Annotated in this window: 15 protein-coding genes; 4 read left to right on the plus strand and 11 right to left on the minus strand. The window is 47.6% G+C overall.

Annotated features, from left to right (window positions below):
* Nucleotides 1-79: 79 nt before the first annotated feature.
* Complete coding sequence (locus ACE5KN_RS29685) at nucleotides 80-1,288, minus strand: CynX/NimT family MFS transporter (RefSeq protein ID WP_375527449.1); 1,209 nt, start codon at nucleotides 1,286-1,288, stop codon at nucleotides 80-82.
* A complete protein-coding gene (locus tag ACE5KN_RS29690; protein WP_375527448.1) occupies nucleotides 1,285-1,977 on the minus strand; it encodes a FadR/GntR family transcriptional regulator in 693 nt (230 codons plus the stop codon). Before ACE5KN_RS29690 ends, ACE5KN_RS29685 begins: the two co-directional genes overlap by 4 nt.
* Nucleotides 1,978-2,180: 203 nt before the next feature.
* Here ACE5KN_RS29690 and ACE5KN_RS29695 point away from each other — a divergent pair, with 203 nt between their 5' ends.
* From ACE5KN_RS29695 to ACE5KN_RS29705, 3 genes are all read left to right on the plus strand, one after another.
* Nucleotides 2,181-3,167: a LacI family DNA-binding transcriptional regulator gene (locus ACE5KN_RS29695; RefSeq protein ID WP_375527447.1), complete on the plus strand. Its 987-nt coding sequence runs from the start codon at nucleotides 2,181-2,183 to the stop codon at nucleotides 3,165-3,167.
* A gap of 52 nt (nucleotides 3,168-3,219) precedes the next feature.
* Entirely contained in the window at nucleotides 3,220-5,478 is a 2,259-nt protein-coding gene (locus ACE5KN_RS29700; protein ID WP_375527446.1) for an alpha-galactosidase, read from the plus strand.
* A gap of 182 nt (nucleotides 5,479-5,660) precedes the next feature.
* Nucleotides 5,661-5,783 (plus strand): hypothetical protein, encoded by a 123-nt coding sequence (locus ACE5KN_RS29705; RefSeq protein WP_375527445.1) that lies wholly within the window; start codon nucleotides 5,661-5,663, stop codon nucleotides 5,781-5,783.
* A gap of 109 nt (nucleotides 5,784-5,892) precedes the next feature.
* Here ACE5KN_RS29705 and tnpB read toward each other — a convergent pair whose 3' ends face one another.
* Nucleotides 5,893-6,996: an IS200/IS605 family element RNA-guided endonuclease TnpB gene (tnpB, locus tag ACE5KN_RS29710; RefSeq protein WP_375533314.1), complete on the minus strand. Its 1,104-nt coding sequence runs from the start codon at nucleotides 6,994-6,996 to the stop codon at nucleotides 5,893-5,895.
* 4 nt (nucleotides 6,997-7,000) lie between these two features.
* Nucleotides 7,001-7,402, minus strand: a complete 402-nt coding sequence (gene tnpA, locus ACE5KN_RS29715; protein ID WP_375528749.1) for an IS200/IS605 family transposase — start codon at nucleotides 7,400-7,402, stop codon at nucleotides 7,001-7,003.
* Nucleotides 7,403-7,633: 231 nt separating this feature from the next.
* Here tnpA and ACE5KN_RS29720 point away from each other — a divergent pair, with 231 nt between their 5' ends.
* Nucleotides 7,634-8,275: a hypothetical protein gene (locus tag ACE5KN_RS29720; protein ID WP_375528748.1), complete on the plus strand. Its 642-nt coding sequence runs from the start codon at nucleotides 7,634-7,636 to the stop codon at nucleotides 8,273-8,275.
* A 93-nt stretch (nucleotides 8,276-8,368) separates the two neighbouring features.
* On the opposite strand, the gene ACE5KN_RS29725 is transcribed toward ACE5KN_RS29720, so the two are convergent.
* From ACE5KN_RS29725 to ACE5KN_RS29755, 7 genes are all read right to left on the minus strand, one after another.
* The gene (locus ACE5KN_RS29725; RefSeq protein WP_375528747.1) at nucleotides 8,369-9,163 is read right to left on the minus strand and encodes an SDR family NAD(P)-dependent oxidoreductase; all 795 of its coding nucleotides are present in this window, start codon (nucleotides 9,161-9,163) and stop codon (nucleotides 8,369-8,371) included.
* Nucleotides 9,164-9,280: 117 nt separating this feature from the next.
* Nucleotides 9,281-10,303, minus strand: a complete 1,023-nt coding sequence (locus ACE5KN_RS29730; RefSeq protein ID WP_375528746.1) for an AraC family transcriptional regulator ligand-binding domain-containing protein — start codon at nucleotides 10,301-10,303, stop codon at nucleotides 9,281-9,283.
* 131 nt (nucleotides 10,304-10,434) lie between these two features.
* Complete coding sequence (locus ACE5KN_RS29735) at nucleotides 10,435-11,244, minus strand: C40 family peptidase (RefSeq protein WP_375528745.1); 810 nt, start codon at nucleotides 11,242-11,244, stop codon at nucleotides 10,435-10,437.
* 614 nt (nucleotides 11,245-11,858) lie between these two features.
* The gene (locus ACE5KN_RS29740) at nucleotides 11,859-12,656 is read right to left on the minus strand and encodes an SDR family oxidoreductase (RefSeq protein ID WP_375528744.1); all 798 of its coding nucleotides are present in this window, start codon (nucleotides 12,654-12,656) and stop codon (nucleotides 11,859-11,861) included.
* A 195-nt stretch (nucleotides 12,657-12,851) separates the two neighbouring features.
* Entirely contained in the window at nucleotides 12,852-13,883 is a 1,032-nt protein-coding gene (locus ACE5KN_RS29745; RefSeq protein WP_375528743.1) for a DUF3231 family protein, read from the minus strand.
* Nucleotides 13,884-13,946: 63 nt separating this feature from the next.
* Complete coding sequence (gene ssuE / locus ACE5KN_RS29750; RefSeq protein ID WP_375528742.1) at nucleotides 13,947-14,504, minus strand: NADPH-dependent FMN reductase; 558 nt, start codon at nucleotides 14,502-14,504, stop codon at nucleotides 13,947-13,949.
* A gap of 17 nt (nucleotides 14,505-14,521) precedes the next feature.
* Nucleotides 14,522-15,772: an acyl-CoA dehydrogenase family protein gene (locus tag ACE5KN_RS29755; RefSeq protein WP_375528741.1), complete on the minus strand. Its 1,251-nt coding sequence runs from the start codon at nucleotides 15,770-15,772 to the stop codon at nucleotides 14,522-14,524.
* Nucleotides 15,773-15,844 lie beyond the last annotated feature (72 nt).

Genomic DNA, 15,844 nt, shown 5'->3' on the forward strand with positions numbered 1-15,844 from the left:
CCGGCTGAATTCAAGATTCGATGTCGAGTCCGCTTCCTGACTTCCTTCGTGATCAAAAGATGACTTTTTGAACTACCCCTTATACTGTTTGATTTTTTGAGGCACCTAAGCCGGGTATAAGCAGCAGAGCGCTAACGACAAACAACAGCAGCAGCGGAACGTTCCAACTTGCCGTGAAGTCATGGAGCAAACCAAATAAGGTCGGTCCGGTTGCTGCCAGTAAATATCCAACGGATTGCGACATGCCGGACAAAGAGGCTGCATCGTGGGCATCTTTCGTCCGCAGGCTTAAAAAGATCATGGCCAAGCTGAACGCACATCCCGCGCCAATTCCGAGTAAAATTGTCCATAACGCAATGAATGCATTTCCCCCGAAATAAAGGCCTGCCAAAGAAACAAGCAACAGGATCGTCATGATGATGACCAGCAAACGCTGGTTCTTCATGCGTCCCGCAACGATGGGAACGATGAACGATACGGGCAGCGCTGCGATTTGAAACAGCGATAACATCCAACCAGCGCTATCTTCACTCAAGCCCCGGCTTGTCATGATTTCAGGCAGCCAGGCGATCAAGACATAGAACAGGAGCGACTGCATACCCATAAAAAGCGTGACCATCCATGCCAGCGGTGAACGCCACAGACTTCGCCGTGATGAAACACCGCTAGTTGCTGCCCTGGCGGACGCGTGACTTGCACGGGCTTGAGGAAACCAGAATAGGGCGGCTAGCAGAGCGAGTGCACCCCAGATTCCGAGCGCGCCAGTCCAGCCGAAACCGAGATTGCGGGCGAGCGGAATACTGACACCAGATGCTATCGCCCCGAATAAATTCATCGACACGGAGTACACTCCTGTCATGAGGCCGACCTGACTGGAAAAATCCCGTTTAACCAGGCTCGGAAGGAGTACGTTGCATACTGCAATGGCAAGCCCAAGCAAAACAGTGCCTGCCATTAAGGAAGCTGCTGCGCCGAGCGAGCGGATAGCAATACCCGCCATGAGCAGGACCAACGCATAAAGCATGGCCCGTTCCACCCCGAAGCGGCGCGCCAGAACGGGCGTGAACGGTGAAAGAAGCGAGAAAGCAAGCAGCGGCAATGTCGTGAGCAGACCTGCTGCAGTGTTCGACAATCCAAGGGATTCACGAATCGAGCCAACCAATGGGCCTACCGACGTTAGCGGTGATCGCATAGTCAGTGCGATCAGAACGATGCCTATGATAATCGGCCAACTCGACGCCAACGACTTCTTCATGATCATTGACTTTGTATTGCTTTGTACGCTCATGGCCGTTCCCCTCCTTTGGCATCGAGAACAGCTTTCGATTCCGCAATATAACGGTGAACCGCTGCCACAGCGCGATCGGATTCCTGACCGACAATCGCTTCGACCAGCTGCCGGTGCATCTCCATGAAATCCGCACCGGCTTCATAACGAGTCAGGCTTGTAATCAAATCTTGTGACGCTTCCGTGATATGGTTGTATAATTCGATCAAAATTTCATTATGAGACGCCGCGATGATGCTTTGGTGAAGACGAATATCCTCCGTTACAAAGCCATCCATGTCTCCGCGTGCTGCCGCCGCCTCCCAGCGTTCCAGTTGGAGAAGAAGCTCATTCGCCTCGTCGCTCGTTCTGCGCTGCGCAGCCAGATGGGCTCCCTCACGTTCAAGCGCATGCCGGACTTCTAACGTCTGCAGCGTATCAGAGCGCAAAAAGCGTTTTTGCAGCACGACCCCCAAAGCGCTCGCAGAGCAGACATAAGTCCCGTCCCCTTGCTTCGTCTTCAAGAGTCCCGCGTGTATCAATGCCCGAATGGCTTCCCTTAATGTATTGCGGCTAACATTCAACTCAGCCATCAACTCCGGCTCGGCCGGAATGCGCATCCCGACAGCCCACTTGCCTGATTCGATCAGACTTTCCATTTGCAGTGCGACTTGCTCAACCAGCGTCAGCCGGTTTGTTTTCTCAAGCATGTGTCTACCCTCTCTTCATCTATTTATCAAACATAGGATGTTTGGTTAATTGGTACTCTATCATATCTATTTCATTTAGACAACTCCCTGTCCGTTCGTAATCGTCTAAAATTCCATTTATTCTTGAAAGTACTAAAAGGGTGTGCTAGGATGAATTCAGTTCTATTTTAGTAAAATTATTAACTAAAAAGGCGTGAGCTTCATTGGCAACCATTAAAGACATTGCCCGCGAAGCGGGGGTGTCCGCTGCAACCGTTTCACGGGTTCTGAACAACGACCTGTCCCTGGCTGTAAGCCCGGATACGAAAAACCGCATTTTTGCAGTTGCCGAACAGCTTGGCTATAAACCTTCCAGGCTGCGACAGCTGAAGCAAAATACGGAACGTGCCGGAAAAACGGTCTCCCTCCTCCTATGGTGCTCCATCGAAGAAGAGCGGGACGATCCGTATTATGCCTCGATCCGGCGGGGAATCGAACTGCGCTGTGAAGAGCTCGGCTTGACGCTGGGACAGACCCTGCGGGGCCGCTCCTCCATCACTACTCTGCAGAAGACGGACGGATTGATTGTGGTGGGCGGCGTTGATCCGGAAGAGGCCTTCAAGCTGCATCCCGACAAAAATACCATCGTTCTGGTTGACCAGTATCAGGAGCAGCTGGAATACGATTCAGTGCGGCTCCATTTCCGGCAGGCTGTAGACCAGGCGCTCGGACATCTGCTGGAGCTGGGCCACCGCCACATCGGATTTATCGGCGGCGGGAGCGACGGAGAGCGGCGGGCGCATTATTTTGAACGGTTCATGCGGGAACGGGGACTGTATCATCCTCAATTCATCCGTACGGGAGCCTGGAGCACGGCTGACGGATACCGGATGATGAACGAGCTTTTGGCCGAACGGGAACGCCCGACGGCCTGCTTCGCAGCCAGCGACCCGCTCGCCATTGGCGCCCTGCGCGCCCTTCATGGACATGGAGTCCAAGTGCCGGAGGAGATGGCGATCGTGGGCTTTGATGACATTGAGATGGCCGCCTTCGTGCAGCCCCCGCTGACCACGGTGCGTGCCTATCCCGAACAGATGGGAAAAGCTGCCGTCCAGCTGCTGGCCGAACGGTTTGAGGGCCGTGAAGCCCCCGCTCACAGCGTCATCGGAACAAAACTGATCATACGGGAGAGCTCGTGCGGTAACAGCTAAACGGGCGCCTGCACCCAATCTATTTTATGAATCCCTAAAGGAGTGAATTTCCATGCATATTCACGTAGACGAAACGCTTGGCTTGTTTCACCTGCAGTCCAAGGATTCCAGCTATATTATTCAGCTCGTGGAAGGATATCCCGCCCATGTCTATTGGGGGGCCCAGCTGCATCATGACAGTAATCTGGCCAGTATACTGGAGTTTAGGGAGCGCAGCTCCTTCTCTCCGAATCCCGTTCCGTCCGACCGCTCGATTTCCCTGGACACGCTTCCCCAGGAATACCCCCAATATGGAACAAGCGACTTCCGGCAGCCTGCTTACCAGCTGATACTTGAGGACGGTAGCCGGATTACGGAGCTGAAATATGCCGGTTACCGCATTGCATCGGGGAAACCCAAGCTCGAAGGACTGCCTGCCGTCTACACGGAATCGGATGATGAAGCGGCCACTCTTTATTTGATCCTTGAGGACAAATATTCGGGCCTGCAGGTCACGCTTCTGTATACCGTATTTGCAAATCACAGCGTTATTGCCCGCTCAGCTATGATTGAGAATAAAGGAAGCGCTGCCATGACGCTTGAGCAAGCTTTGAGCGCCTCGGTCGATTTTGCCGATGCCAATTACCATGCCCTCTATCTGTCCGGAGCCTGGGTGCGGGAACGGCATGTCCAGCGCCGCGAGCTCGGCCCAGGTGCCATTCGGCTGGAGAGCCGGCGGGGATCAAGCAGTCACCAGATGAATCCTTTTCTGGCCCTGCTTCGACCTGATGCAACGGAGGATCACGGTGATGTGTATGGCTTCAGTCTCGTTTATAGCGGCAGCTTTATCGCCCAGGCGGAAGTGGAGCAGTTCAGCCAGACCCGTGTAAGCATTGGCATCAATCCCTTTGACTTCTCCTGGCAGCTTGAACCGGGGCAGTCCTTTCAAACCCCTGAAGCTGTCATGGTCTATTCCGGAGAAGGCATTGGCGGCATGTCACGCACCTATCACCGGCTCTACCGCACACGCCTGTGCCGGGGTGTCTATCGTGACAAAGAACGCCCGATCCTGGTGAACAATTGGGAAGCCACATATTTCAATTTTGACGCAGATAAAATTGAAGCGATTGCCAAGGAAGCAGGTCCCCTCGGTATCGAGCTCTTTGTGCTTGACGACGGCTGGTTCGGAAAACGCGACAACGACGACAGCTCCCTTGGGGATTGGTTTGAGGACCGCCGCAAGCTGCCTGGCGGGCTTGCCGACCTCGCGAAACGAGTGAATAAACAAGGCCTGCAATTTGGTCTTTGGGTAGAACCGGAGATGATATCTCCGAACAGCGAATTGTACCGCAAGCATCCGGACTGGTGTCTGCATGCCGAAGGCCGGCGGCGGACAGAGGCACGGTCCCAGCTGGTGCTCGATCTCTCCCGCAAGGAAGTATGCGATTATTTATACGACACGCTAAGCGCTGTATTTTCTTCCGCTCCGATCACTTACGTGAAATGGGACATGAACCGGAACATGACGGAGATTGCTTCGGCAGCAGCTCCGGCCCTACGGCAAAAAGAAACCGCACACCGTTACATGCTCGGACTGTACGATCTGATGGACCGGCTCACCTCCCGTTTCCCGGACATCCTGTTTGAAAGCTGTTCCGGCGGGGGCGGACGGTTTGATCCGGGAATGCTGTATTATATGCCGCAAACCTGGACCAGCGATGATACCGACGCCATCGAAAGATTGGCGATCCAATACGGAACCAGCATCGTGTATCCAGCCAGCTCCATGGGCGCACATGTCTCAAGCGTTCCGAACCACCAGGTGGGAAGAATGACCTCGCTTGCAATCCGCGGTGACGTGGCGATGAGCGGCAACTTTGGCTATGAGCTTGACCTTACCGCTTTTACAAAGGAAGAAAAAGAGCTCGCCGCCAGCCAAATTGCCCAGTACAAGGAAATTCGTTCCCTTGTGCAGCAAGGGGATATGTACCGGCTCCTCAGTCCCTTTGAAGGCCGGGGCGATACGGCCTGGATGTTCGTCAGCGCGGACCGGTCCGAAGCATTTGTCGCTTACTTCCGCGTGCTGGCTGAGCCAAACGGCCCGATCCGGCGATTAACGCTTAGAGGATTGGACCCGCAGCTAAAATATAAGATCGAAACCGGGGTAACAGGCAACAGCTTGGCGGGAGATACTGCTTCCCCCTTCAGCCTCGCGTTCGGCGGCGAAGCCTTTGGCGGGGACCGCTTAATGAACATCGGTCTCACCGTCTCTGATCTGAAAGGGGACTTCGCCAGCATAACCTTCCGGTTAAAGGGACTGCCTGCTGAATAACGATAACATATGAATAATGCAAAGAGAGCGCCGGGGCCGGCGCTCTCTTCTTTGTAAGCTGTTGTAACCAGTCATCTTAATAAAATTTATAAATGTGGTTGTTAATTTACAACTGAACCTTCCTATATAGATGAGAGCATGAAAATGCTCAACATAAACAACAATATCGGGAGGAAAAAAAGATGAGCAGAAAAACATGGTTATGGCAAGCAGCGGACCTTACTGACCCGGTATTAGTGAAGCAGCACTTAAGCTTTTGCAGCAAAAAAAAATGTTTCCGTTATTTATTTGTTCCTGTCCATTGAAACCTCTCATGGCTAAAGCCACGAGATTCCTGGGTAATCCATTCTACTGAACAGAATTAGCATTTGATATGCCGCCAGGCTATCCCCGCAGTCCCTGCGGTTCTTGCAACTATTCATACAGAAGTCTTTTGCCTTCGGCAAGAATGTTTCTGCTTGCATTGACATCCCGGTCATGGTGGCTGTGGCATGCTGGACATTCCCACTCACGCAGACGAAGATCCTTGACCTCTTTATGTTGGTAGCCGCAACACGAACAGATTTGAGACGAGGCGAAGGTTTTACCTACGGCTACAAACCTGCGTCCGTACCATTTAGCCTTATATTCAAGCATTTTCCTAAATCGCTTCCAGGATACTTCGCTAATGGCTTTGGCCAGTTTGTGATTCTTCATCAGGTTAGATACCTGCAAATCTTCCATCGCAATCAGGTCGTGGCTTTTGACGATATGCGTTGAAATCTTTTGCAGGTAGTCTGTTCGGGCATTGGTAATACGTTCATGGATGCGTGCCACCTTCACCCGTTGTTTATTCCAGTTGGCGGAACCTCCCACCCGTCTGGAAAGAATGCGTTGTTCACGAATGAGTTTTTGCTCCATCTTCCGTAGAAATTTCGGATTCTCAAACACTTCACCGTTAGATAGAACTGCGAAATCTTTAATCCCCACGTCAATCCCGACTTCCCGGTTGGTTTTTTGGAGGGACTCTATGTCGGTTTCCACTAACAGCGAAACAAAGTATTTACCTGAAGGATTGCGCCTAATCGTTGCACTGATGATGCGACCTTCGACTTCTCTGGACTTCGCAAATTTCACCAGCCCTAATTTGGGTAGTTTCACTTTATTACCTATGATCGAAATATTGCCATTGGTGTAGTTGGTTTGATACGACTGTACCGGATTCTTTTTACTCTTAAATCTTGGCGCATCATTTTGTTTCCTGAAAAATTTCTCAAAGGAATCGGCCAGATGTTGCAGAGCATTTTGCAAAGAAAATTTATCCGGTTCTTTGAGCCATACGAGTTCTTGCTTCAATTTGGTTAATTTAGCAGAGCATTTGGTATACGACAATCCTTTGCCTGTACTGTAGTATGTTTCATTCCATAGTCCCAGAAAATGATTAAAGACAAAACGGGAACAGCCGAGCGTCTTGTTAATGAGAACGATCTGATCCTGGTTGGGATAGATACGAAACCTGTAGGCTTTATGAACAAGCATATTCTCACTTCACTTTCTGATCTTGAATATACTTCCGGATTTGTTCTTCGGTATGTTCGCTGACGGTCGCCACAAAGTAAGAGGGATTCCACAGGTGGTCTCCTCCCAGCTTGTTTTTGAGCTGCGGAAATTCTTTAAACAGAAGTCTTGCGGAAATCCCTTTTAACACTTTGACCATGTTGGGTATGGAATGTTGTGGCGTGCATTCGACCAGAACATGGATATGGTCTTGATCTGTTTCCATTTCAGAGATGGTAAAGTTGTAGTCGGACGCGACTTGCAGGAGAATTTCCTTGAGTCTAGCGTCCACTTTATCCGTGAGGACTCGGTGTCGGTATTTCACGCACCATACGATATGGTATTCAAGGGCGTAAACATACCCTCTGCCACGTCTAGTTTCTGCCATAGTTTATCACCAAGATTATTTTACCATACGTCATAGAAAAACACATCGTAAATATTGATAAAATGTAGATTATATTTAAAATCATGTATACCATATGTCGGTTCATTGACATGTCAAATGACATGCCTGAACCGAAGTTTTCTTACTCATGACTAAAGTCGCGAGTTTGCGAAAACTCTTTATCAAATTAATGATCAGACGTATCGTTCTTTTATTAGAGATGCCAGCGTATTGAATATTAAGGTTCATGCTGCTTTCGGAGAAAAAACGTGGTATCACCCTGATCAGTATCACTACATTCAAGAAAAATTATCAAGAATTATGAATTATCAATCGGCATCAGCTCCGGCAGAGCTTTTTACTGGAATTCATATTGATATTGAACCTCATACACTTGATGAATGGGAAACAACCCCTCATCAAGTTCTTAAAGATTGGTTAACCAACGTTCGATCGTATTCCAATTTTGTCAAGCAATATCTCGGTATCGAATTATCCGCTGCTTTACCCTTAGCATTGAAAAATGAACAATTTTCAGCTGCTGCTTCTGAAATGATTCGTTTGCATGACAAAATTGCAATTATGGCTTATCGTAACTTTTTAGAAGGCCCGGATTCTATTGCAAGTATTGTAGACCCCTTTATTGCGCTTGCTGAAGAGCTGGGTAAACGGAAAAGCATTATTGTTGGTCAAGAGACCAAGCCCGTAACCCCGGACAAACTAACGTATGCTCATTTAGGTGAAGCTGCGCTGCTAAGAAATCTTGAACTCATTAACAATCGTTATCAAAGTTACGCTTCTTATGAAGGTGTCGGCGTTCACTCCCTGGAATACTGGGAGCCGCTGCCGTATAATCCGACAACACAAGCCTAGATCTTTTTAAAATCTTCAAACATGTCAGATGCCAGTCGCTCTAACAATTCTACAAATAAGTTAAAAAGCACCCAGTGGGTGCTTTTTAAAATACTAAAAAATAGTAGGCACCATCCCGCCATCCATACGGATTGGAGAGCCTTTAAACGCGGATGCATAAGGACTGCACACAAATGCGGCCAGTCTGCCTATTTCAGCAGGCCTGATAAATCGCTGCAGTTCGGATTGGGGCAGATTTGTGGCCATGAAATCTTTCTCTTTATCGGAAAAAGTCATATTTTCATCAGGATAAATACTCTCAATGATTTGATGCACATTTTCAGAGAGTGTGGGTCCCGGCATGATTGTATTGACGGTAACTTCTGTCCCTTTTGTTAATTTGGACAGGCTTTTGGACAAGGATAATAACATCGATTTTGTGACTGCATACTGGGGCATTTGCCCTGATGGCATAACTGCTTCTTCACTTGCAATAAAAATAATGCGGCCAAAATCATTCTTCAACATCGCAGGCAAATAAAATTTAGATAAACCATTGGCAGCAAGAACGTTGGTACGGAAGTATTTTTCCCATATTTCATCGTCAACGTCTTCATACTGCATAATTTCATAGATGCCCATATTATTTACTAAAATATCAACACTGGGGAATCTTTCAAACAAAGCTTCCCTTTGCTCAATATCCACAAGATCGGCTGCAGCATTTTGAGGAGCGGTGTCCGGGAAATTTGACTTGATTTCATTTACAACTTGTTCTACCTCTTCGTAATTTCGTCCATTAATGAGTACATTAACGCCTTCTTTGGCAAGTTCAATGGCAATTGCTTTGCCTATGCCTTTCGTTGATCCTGTAACTAAAGCGGTTTTATTCTTCAATCCCATATCCATCATGCAGTTCTCCTTTACATTCTTGTGCTCCGGACAGAGATTATATTACCGCGCAGTCACAGTTTAGTAACTAGCATATAACGCCAAAGTTCTTGTTGAACACGCCAAATAATAAACTCAGTAAATGCTTGGGCTTGTACCCAGATGCTCATTACGCCAATTTGAAGGAGTATCCCCCTCCCAAAGGCGAAAGGCGCGGTAGAACGAATTCTGGTCTTTATATCCAAGCAAGAAAGCCACTTCCTTAATATCAAGCGAAGGGTCTACCAGGTAATCTCGTGCCTGCTCATGTCTCGCTTGTGCCAACAGATGCTTGAAGCTCGTGTTTTCGTCAGTAAGCCGGCGCTGCAGGGTGCGATCACTCATCCCTAGCTCCTTCGCAACAGCCTGAATGTCAGGCGTCCCTCCTGTAAGGCAACGTTTCATAATCCATTTAACCGTCGCGGCCATTGAGCGGCTGTGCTGCTGCTCGTTAAGCGATCGGTCCAGAACAGGGGTCAGGATCTCCAGCAGCTCTTCATTGTATGAAAGAAAAGGGCGATCCAGATCTCTTCGATGCAGCGTCAACCGGTTGCATTTTGCACCCATCCGGATTTGGCAGCCAAAGTAAGCTTCAAGGGCATGCACTTCCCCCATGGAGTGAGAAAATTCGACAAACTGCGCCGTAATAGGCTGACCTGTGCCCCGGCGCCCAAGCTCCAGAAGAAAAGCCAGCGTAACACCAACCAGCATCGGCGGGCAGGGTTGTTCTGTATGCAGCCATTCCAGTTCGATGGCACAGCGCTCCCCCTCCTCGGTGATACGCAAGCTTTCGGGAGGACAAAGCTGCTTGTACCGGGCCAGTCGGTTTAGAGCGTCGCGGTAGTCGCGAGCATGGTAAGTCGCCAAGACATTCGGTGGGTACTTTGTCGTTTCGAAGGCAGTCGCCATCTTGATGATTCCTTGGGCAGGATCACCAATGAGATCAGCATAGGCCTGCCAGATCGCAAAATATTGAGATGTGGATACTGCCGGTTTAGTATTGATGGTGAGCGGCAGCCGTGCTTTGCGTGCTATATCATGAGCGGAAATCCCTAATTGACGAAATGTTTCCCATAATCCCGGATGGATTTTTATGCGGTCAGAGGTATGAGAGTTCATATCTACGGGCCTCCTTTTTGTTGCTTAAGAGAGTATATCATAATCTATATAGCAAAGCAGAGACCACTGCACTTCGTGTAGATAAATAGAAAAAACAGACGACCGTTGTCCGGTTCGCCTGTTGAATTTCTTTACAGCGCGCTTCCTCCAAACAGGAAACGATATTCCCAATGCTTGCCGGCAATGTCGCTGATGGTTACGCCGCCGCCTTCATTGGAATACGTATGCAGCACTTTGCCGTTCCCCAGATAAATGCCCGTGTGTGTAATCCGTTGACTGGCCTTGTTCACACCGGCATAAGCAGAAGCCTTGGTTCCTTTATAGGACATAAAATACATCAGATCCCCCCGCTTCAGCTTCCTCCAATCGGTCTGAACCGGTCCTTTCGCTTTTACATAATCCCCCTGCTGGCGGGAATCGGATGGCAGCTTGACGCCAAGCGCATCCAGGAAGGCCCGGCGCACAAAGCTTGAGCAGTCAAATGTTTTTGTGCTGTTGCGGCTTGCCCCATATTCATAAGGTGTACCCAAATATTTCATGCCTGCAGCGATTACCTTTTCAACAGCTTCGCTGCCTTTGGCGGCGGAAGTACTATCCAAGTCCGAAGTGCTTGTATTATCTGAGCTGGCGCTGCCGTTGATGGCTTGTGTATATTTTGATGAAGCTGATATATATCCTGTCTGGTTGGCGGAATCCTGTACCTTGTACCATAATGATCCGGACTTTCCAAGGATCGTTACTGTATCACCTTTAGGCACCTGACGAATAATGCTTGCAGAAGTCGAAGGTGATGTGCGCAGATTGACCCCCCAGATAACCTTTGCTTTTGAATATTCAACCGCGGCGGCCGATACGGACGCCGAGAATGCTCCTGCTGTTAGACTTGCTGTCAGCATCGCTGCTGTTACACCCAATGTAATGATCTTGCCTTTCCAATTCATGTTTTCGCATTCCTCCTGATTTCACAGATTCTCACCTGGCCTGTCGTGCACCGGGCTTGTCCCATTGTAAACGGACCATCCGGAATCGATCATCAGTCCCGGGTCCTGCATGGACCCCGGCACGCTTGAGCACAAGGAATCAGTGAAGGAGGCATGATTAGATTGCTAAAAGCATCACAAATCGCTGCTTTTTATAAAGGTTAAATTCTTGTAACTATTTGATACCATTACGTTTTTTATGAACTGCGAGCAGGTTCAATTCCCCGCCTGGGACGACGGGCCCTGTGTCCTAAAATCAACATTTTGTGAAGCTCAAATTGGTAAAAATTACACACCCCAACATACTCATTGGGGTCGGTTCATTCATAGAGCCACACATTAGCTTCACCCAAATTAGTAATATCATATAAAATAATTACAATAATTGTAGGACAGTTGCGGCCTTTCAGGTAAAGCCGCTGCTTGGCTGTCCCAAGAACAAAGTCCCCAAAATAATCCTTTAGTCCACTATCGAAGATGGAAAACCAATCCTCAGGTCCTTACTTCATAGATTCCAGTTGCAACCAGACAAACTATCGTAACCGCTAGTGTAATGAAAAGTCGTGTCTACTCCTTTAGAAACCACCTCTAGAATGAATGATTTGGCCGGTAATCCACTCGGAATCGTCGCTTGCCAGAAAAGCGATCAGACGGGCCGCATCTTCCGGAAGACCGATCCGGCCCATCGGGAATCGTGGCAGCAGTGCATTTTTCGCCTCTTCGGACATCCAACCCGAATCGGTAGGTCCTGGATCAACCGCGTTAACCGTAATGTGAAGTGGTGCCAGCTCTGCGGCCAGTGATTCGGTAAAAACGGAGATGGCACCTTTTGTCGCAGCATAGGCAAGATTGCCAGGCATAGGGCCCTTACCTTGGCCGGAAGTGAGGTTGATGATTCGTCCACCAAGCACACTATTGGAGGAACGAGCGTTATTCTCTGCCTCAAGCATGCGTGCGAATTCGGCGGACAACATGAAGGTACCCCTGATGTTTACAGCACAATGGGCATCGATGAGAGACTCATTTAATTGACGAAAATCAGCATCAACGCTATACGTAGCATTATTGACAAGGATAGTTGGAAGGCCAAGCGCTTTCCGGGCTTCATCCAACAAATAGGATGCGGAATTCGGTTCGGCGAGGTCCAATTTCATGTGTGCAACTTGAACGCCTAATTGTCGTAATTCTCCCGCGAAAAAACTGGGCCAATTCTCATCAGCATCATTTGGATTAATTTCTTTATCGTAGTCGTACAGGTGTGTGAAGAACAGGCTGGCACCTTCTTTAGCCAATGCCCGGCAGATCGCAGCCCCAATTCCACCTTGGCGGCTTGCACCCGTAACAATGGCAATTTTTCCTTGCAATCTGGTCAATTTAAATATACCTCCCGTTAAGAAACCTTTCGTAATTTCAATTTTAAATACTTCTCTATATAGTTAAATTTTCCTCCCCATTTATTGAAGTGCTATAAATTTAGATGGACGCGAAAAAGCAGCCTGGGAAATTTCGATAGCCCAGACTGCAATTTCTCTTTTGTTCTTAAGTTATGGTTCAAAAAGATACTGCTGTCAAGACAATGCGTCGCGATCCGCCGCTTCTGGAGGTTGTTCCATCCACCCCAAATCGATCATGATGTTGGCTCCGTCTTCTACGTAATTTCCTACCTCGACTATGAATCTTGCGTATGTGGCCGCTACGTCATGTCTAGCGCTGAAGGCCAAGGCATTGCCATACGTTCGAATTCGCATCGAGTACATGTCTATTTTGTGGGAAATCATCAATTTATCAGAAAATGGTGATGAAGTGGAATCGGTGACCAGATGATTGATGAGCGGGTGAGTAGGCAAATCATCTTTGACCAACAGCTTGCTTAAAATTTCGTATTCCTTGCTGGCGATTGCCTTTCCTCTTTTAAAATAATCCCGCGCCTGCTGAAGTTCGGCTGACTGGCAGAAGCCAAGCAACACTGCAATGCTGACTGCGTTGTTCTGGATGTTATCGTAGAGATGCGTGATTTCCAGCCCTTGAAGCGGACGGACATCCCCAAAGAAACCATTCAAATACCCCTGCTTTTTCACGAAATCGATTTTCTTCGGCACCGGGATGTAAGGCGGTTTGACCAAAAAGCCTTTCGCGTCGAGCAAATCGTTAACATCGTTTAACAGTTTGACCGTAGAAGCGAGGCAATCGGAAAAAAAATCGCGGATGTCCTTCCGGCTCATCAATGGTACAGCAATCCCGTAAATGCTGATCCCGGCTTTGCCGGTGTATTTCAAGTAGTGCAGGTAAAACTCATCGGCAAACAACCGGGGGGCTTCAAGATTAACATCGTCCTCCGTGAAGCCGACTGGAACCGGATGATTGTCCCGGGTGAAGATGTCCGAAACGGTTTGCGCGAATCGATCAGCCAGCTGAAGCCCCTCCTCCAAGACACTTTGGATTTCTTCATCATCCACATGTCGAAGAAAGTAGCGCAGTACGCAGCGGGCCATGCTGTTCCCCATATAAGTTGCCCACAATTTCCCCACTTCAGCGGACGTTAATTTATCGGACGTGTTTCCTTTCATGGGGCTTTTGTTCACTTCTTCAAGCTTGCTCATAAAACTTTTGCCACCTTTTTTTGCTTTAGGGTGCGTCAATCCCTTTTTTTTATGCGAGCAATTTCACCGATTTTGCTTAGTTAATACCCTTGAGGAAATCAGATCCAAAGCAGAAGCTTCAATACGTTGTTTCACCTCATCTGATAATTGGAATGTAATTTTTTGTTCATGATCTTCAGTACGTTCGATTTGATTGTCTACCGCAAACACATTATCGGCAAAGCATTTGGCTCCCATGGATGCTAATAAAGGTTTTAACGCATAATCGATCGACAGCAAGTTCGAAATGGTTCCTCCTACAAAATAAGCTGCTACTATTTTATCTTTAAAACCTTTTTGCGGTAATAAATCAATATAAGCTTTAAGAACTCCGGTATAAGTTGTTTTATAAACGGGACTGGCAATAATGATTCCTGCTGCTTCTTCCACTTTAGTATTTGCACTCAGGATAGGCTTACTATTAAAATTTGCATGCATTAAATCTTTCGGAGGTAATGAATACACATCAATAATCGACACTTCACAACCGTTTTGTTCCAATTTTAACTTTGCATAATGGATAACTCCGTTTATGCGGGATTTTTCATTTGGACTTCCTGAAATGATCGCGATCTTCATCATCAGCTACTACTCCTGCTCTACTCGTTATTTTTTTGAGAGCCAGCTGCACCCAGTGTCATTATATGTTGTGGCGGCAAACCCATGAGTACCCTTCCGTATAACTCCAGTCCAGTGGATGCAGTAGTAAGCGCATGATTGGCCCCGCCTCTAATGTCCCGGAATATTTGAGACAATCGATTCGAATCGGCAATGACGCCCCCTCCGCTTTCTGCCATTAGCATATCTACTGCCTCCCAGCACAGCATAGCTGCATACGTCATATCCGTTTGGAGTTGTGCAAATTCTTTCACACTGAATGCTTTTCCGCTTTGCACGTGATTCTCTAAATTATCAATCGTACGGCTGATATGAAGATGAGCGGATTCAACCTTCATAGCCGCAAGTCCTACTTTATACTGAATATGTCCCACTTCTGCCTGAGAAGTATGGATTGTCATCGTAATCCCCTTATTAGGCGCTTTTTCAACAAAATACTCGACTGCCCCCCTGGCAAGGCCAAGGATTGCGCTTATTCCGGTTGTTATACTAGTAATAACCTGTACATAAGGTTTATATCTGTCAATCCCTTTTAATTCGGCTGGCAAAGCTTTTACCTGACTCGGGTCCTGGAGTGTTACGTACTTTTCTGGAATAAACACATTTTTTACTGTTAAACTATTGCTTGCAGAGCCTTTTAGACTCATGGTGTACCAATCATCTACAATCGTGACTTCACTCATCGGAACAACAGCCAGCATCATTCCTGTATTTTTGTTTTTTTGCATGGAGTTACCATCTATTAAATTTAAAAATGCATGTGTTGCATGTTTGGAGCCCGAAGCGAATCCCCAGAAGCCATCCTCTACCAAATAACCTCCGTCTACCTTTTTTACAACTGCTTTCCTTGGACCCAGAACAGAACAAAAACGTACTTCCTCTTCTTGATTAAAGATCGAATCCAATGCTTCCGCAGGTAAAGACAATGAAACAGTGTAGTTATTTCCGTTTATGATTTGAACGACCCAACCAACCGATCCATTCCCCTTAGCCACTTCAGAAATAATCTCGACCATTGCACGGATACTAACTTCATGACCTCCGTACTTTTTTGGAGTACCAAGCTTAAATAATCCGGCATCCGATACTTTCTGAATAACTTCTTCAGGAATATGTCTTTCTTCATCAATTCTGCCTGCGAACTTTTGAAGATAGGGAACTAACTCTGCAGCATTCTTGAGCAATTGTTGTTCACTTGCAGTGAGCTGATTTTCTGTACTTAAATGGGCCATAAATATCTCTCCTCAATTCTACAGATGTATATTTAATATTCGTTTGTAGAATATATAGTATGATGTATAATA

The sequence above is a fragment of the Paenibacillus terreus genome, assembly GCF_042138595.1.
Lineage (GTDB): Bacteria > Bacillota > Bacilli > Paenibacillales > Paenibacillaceae > Paenibacillus > Paenibacillus terreus.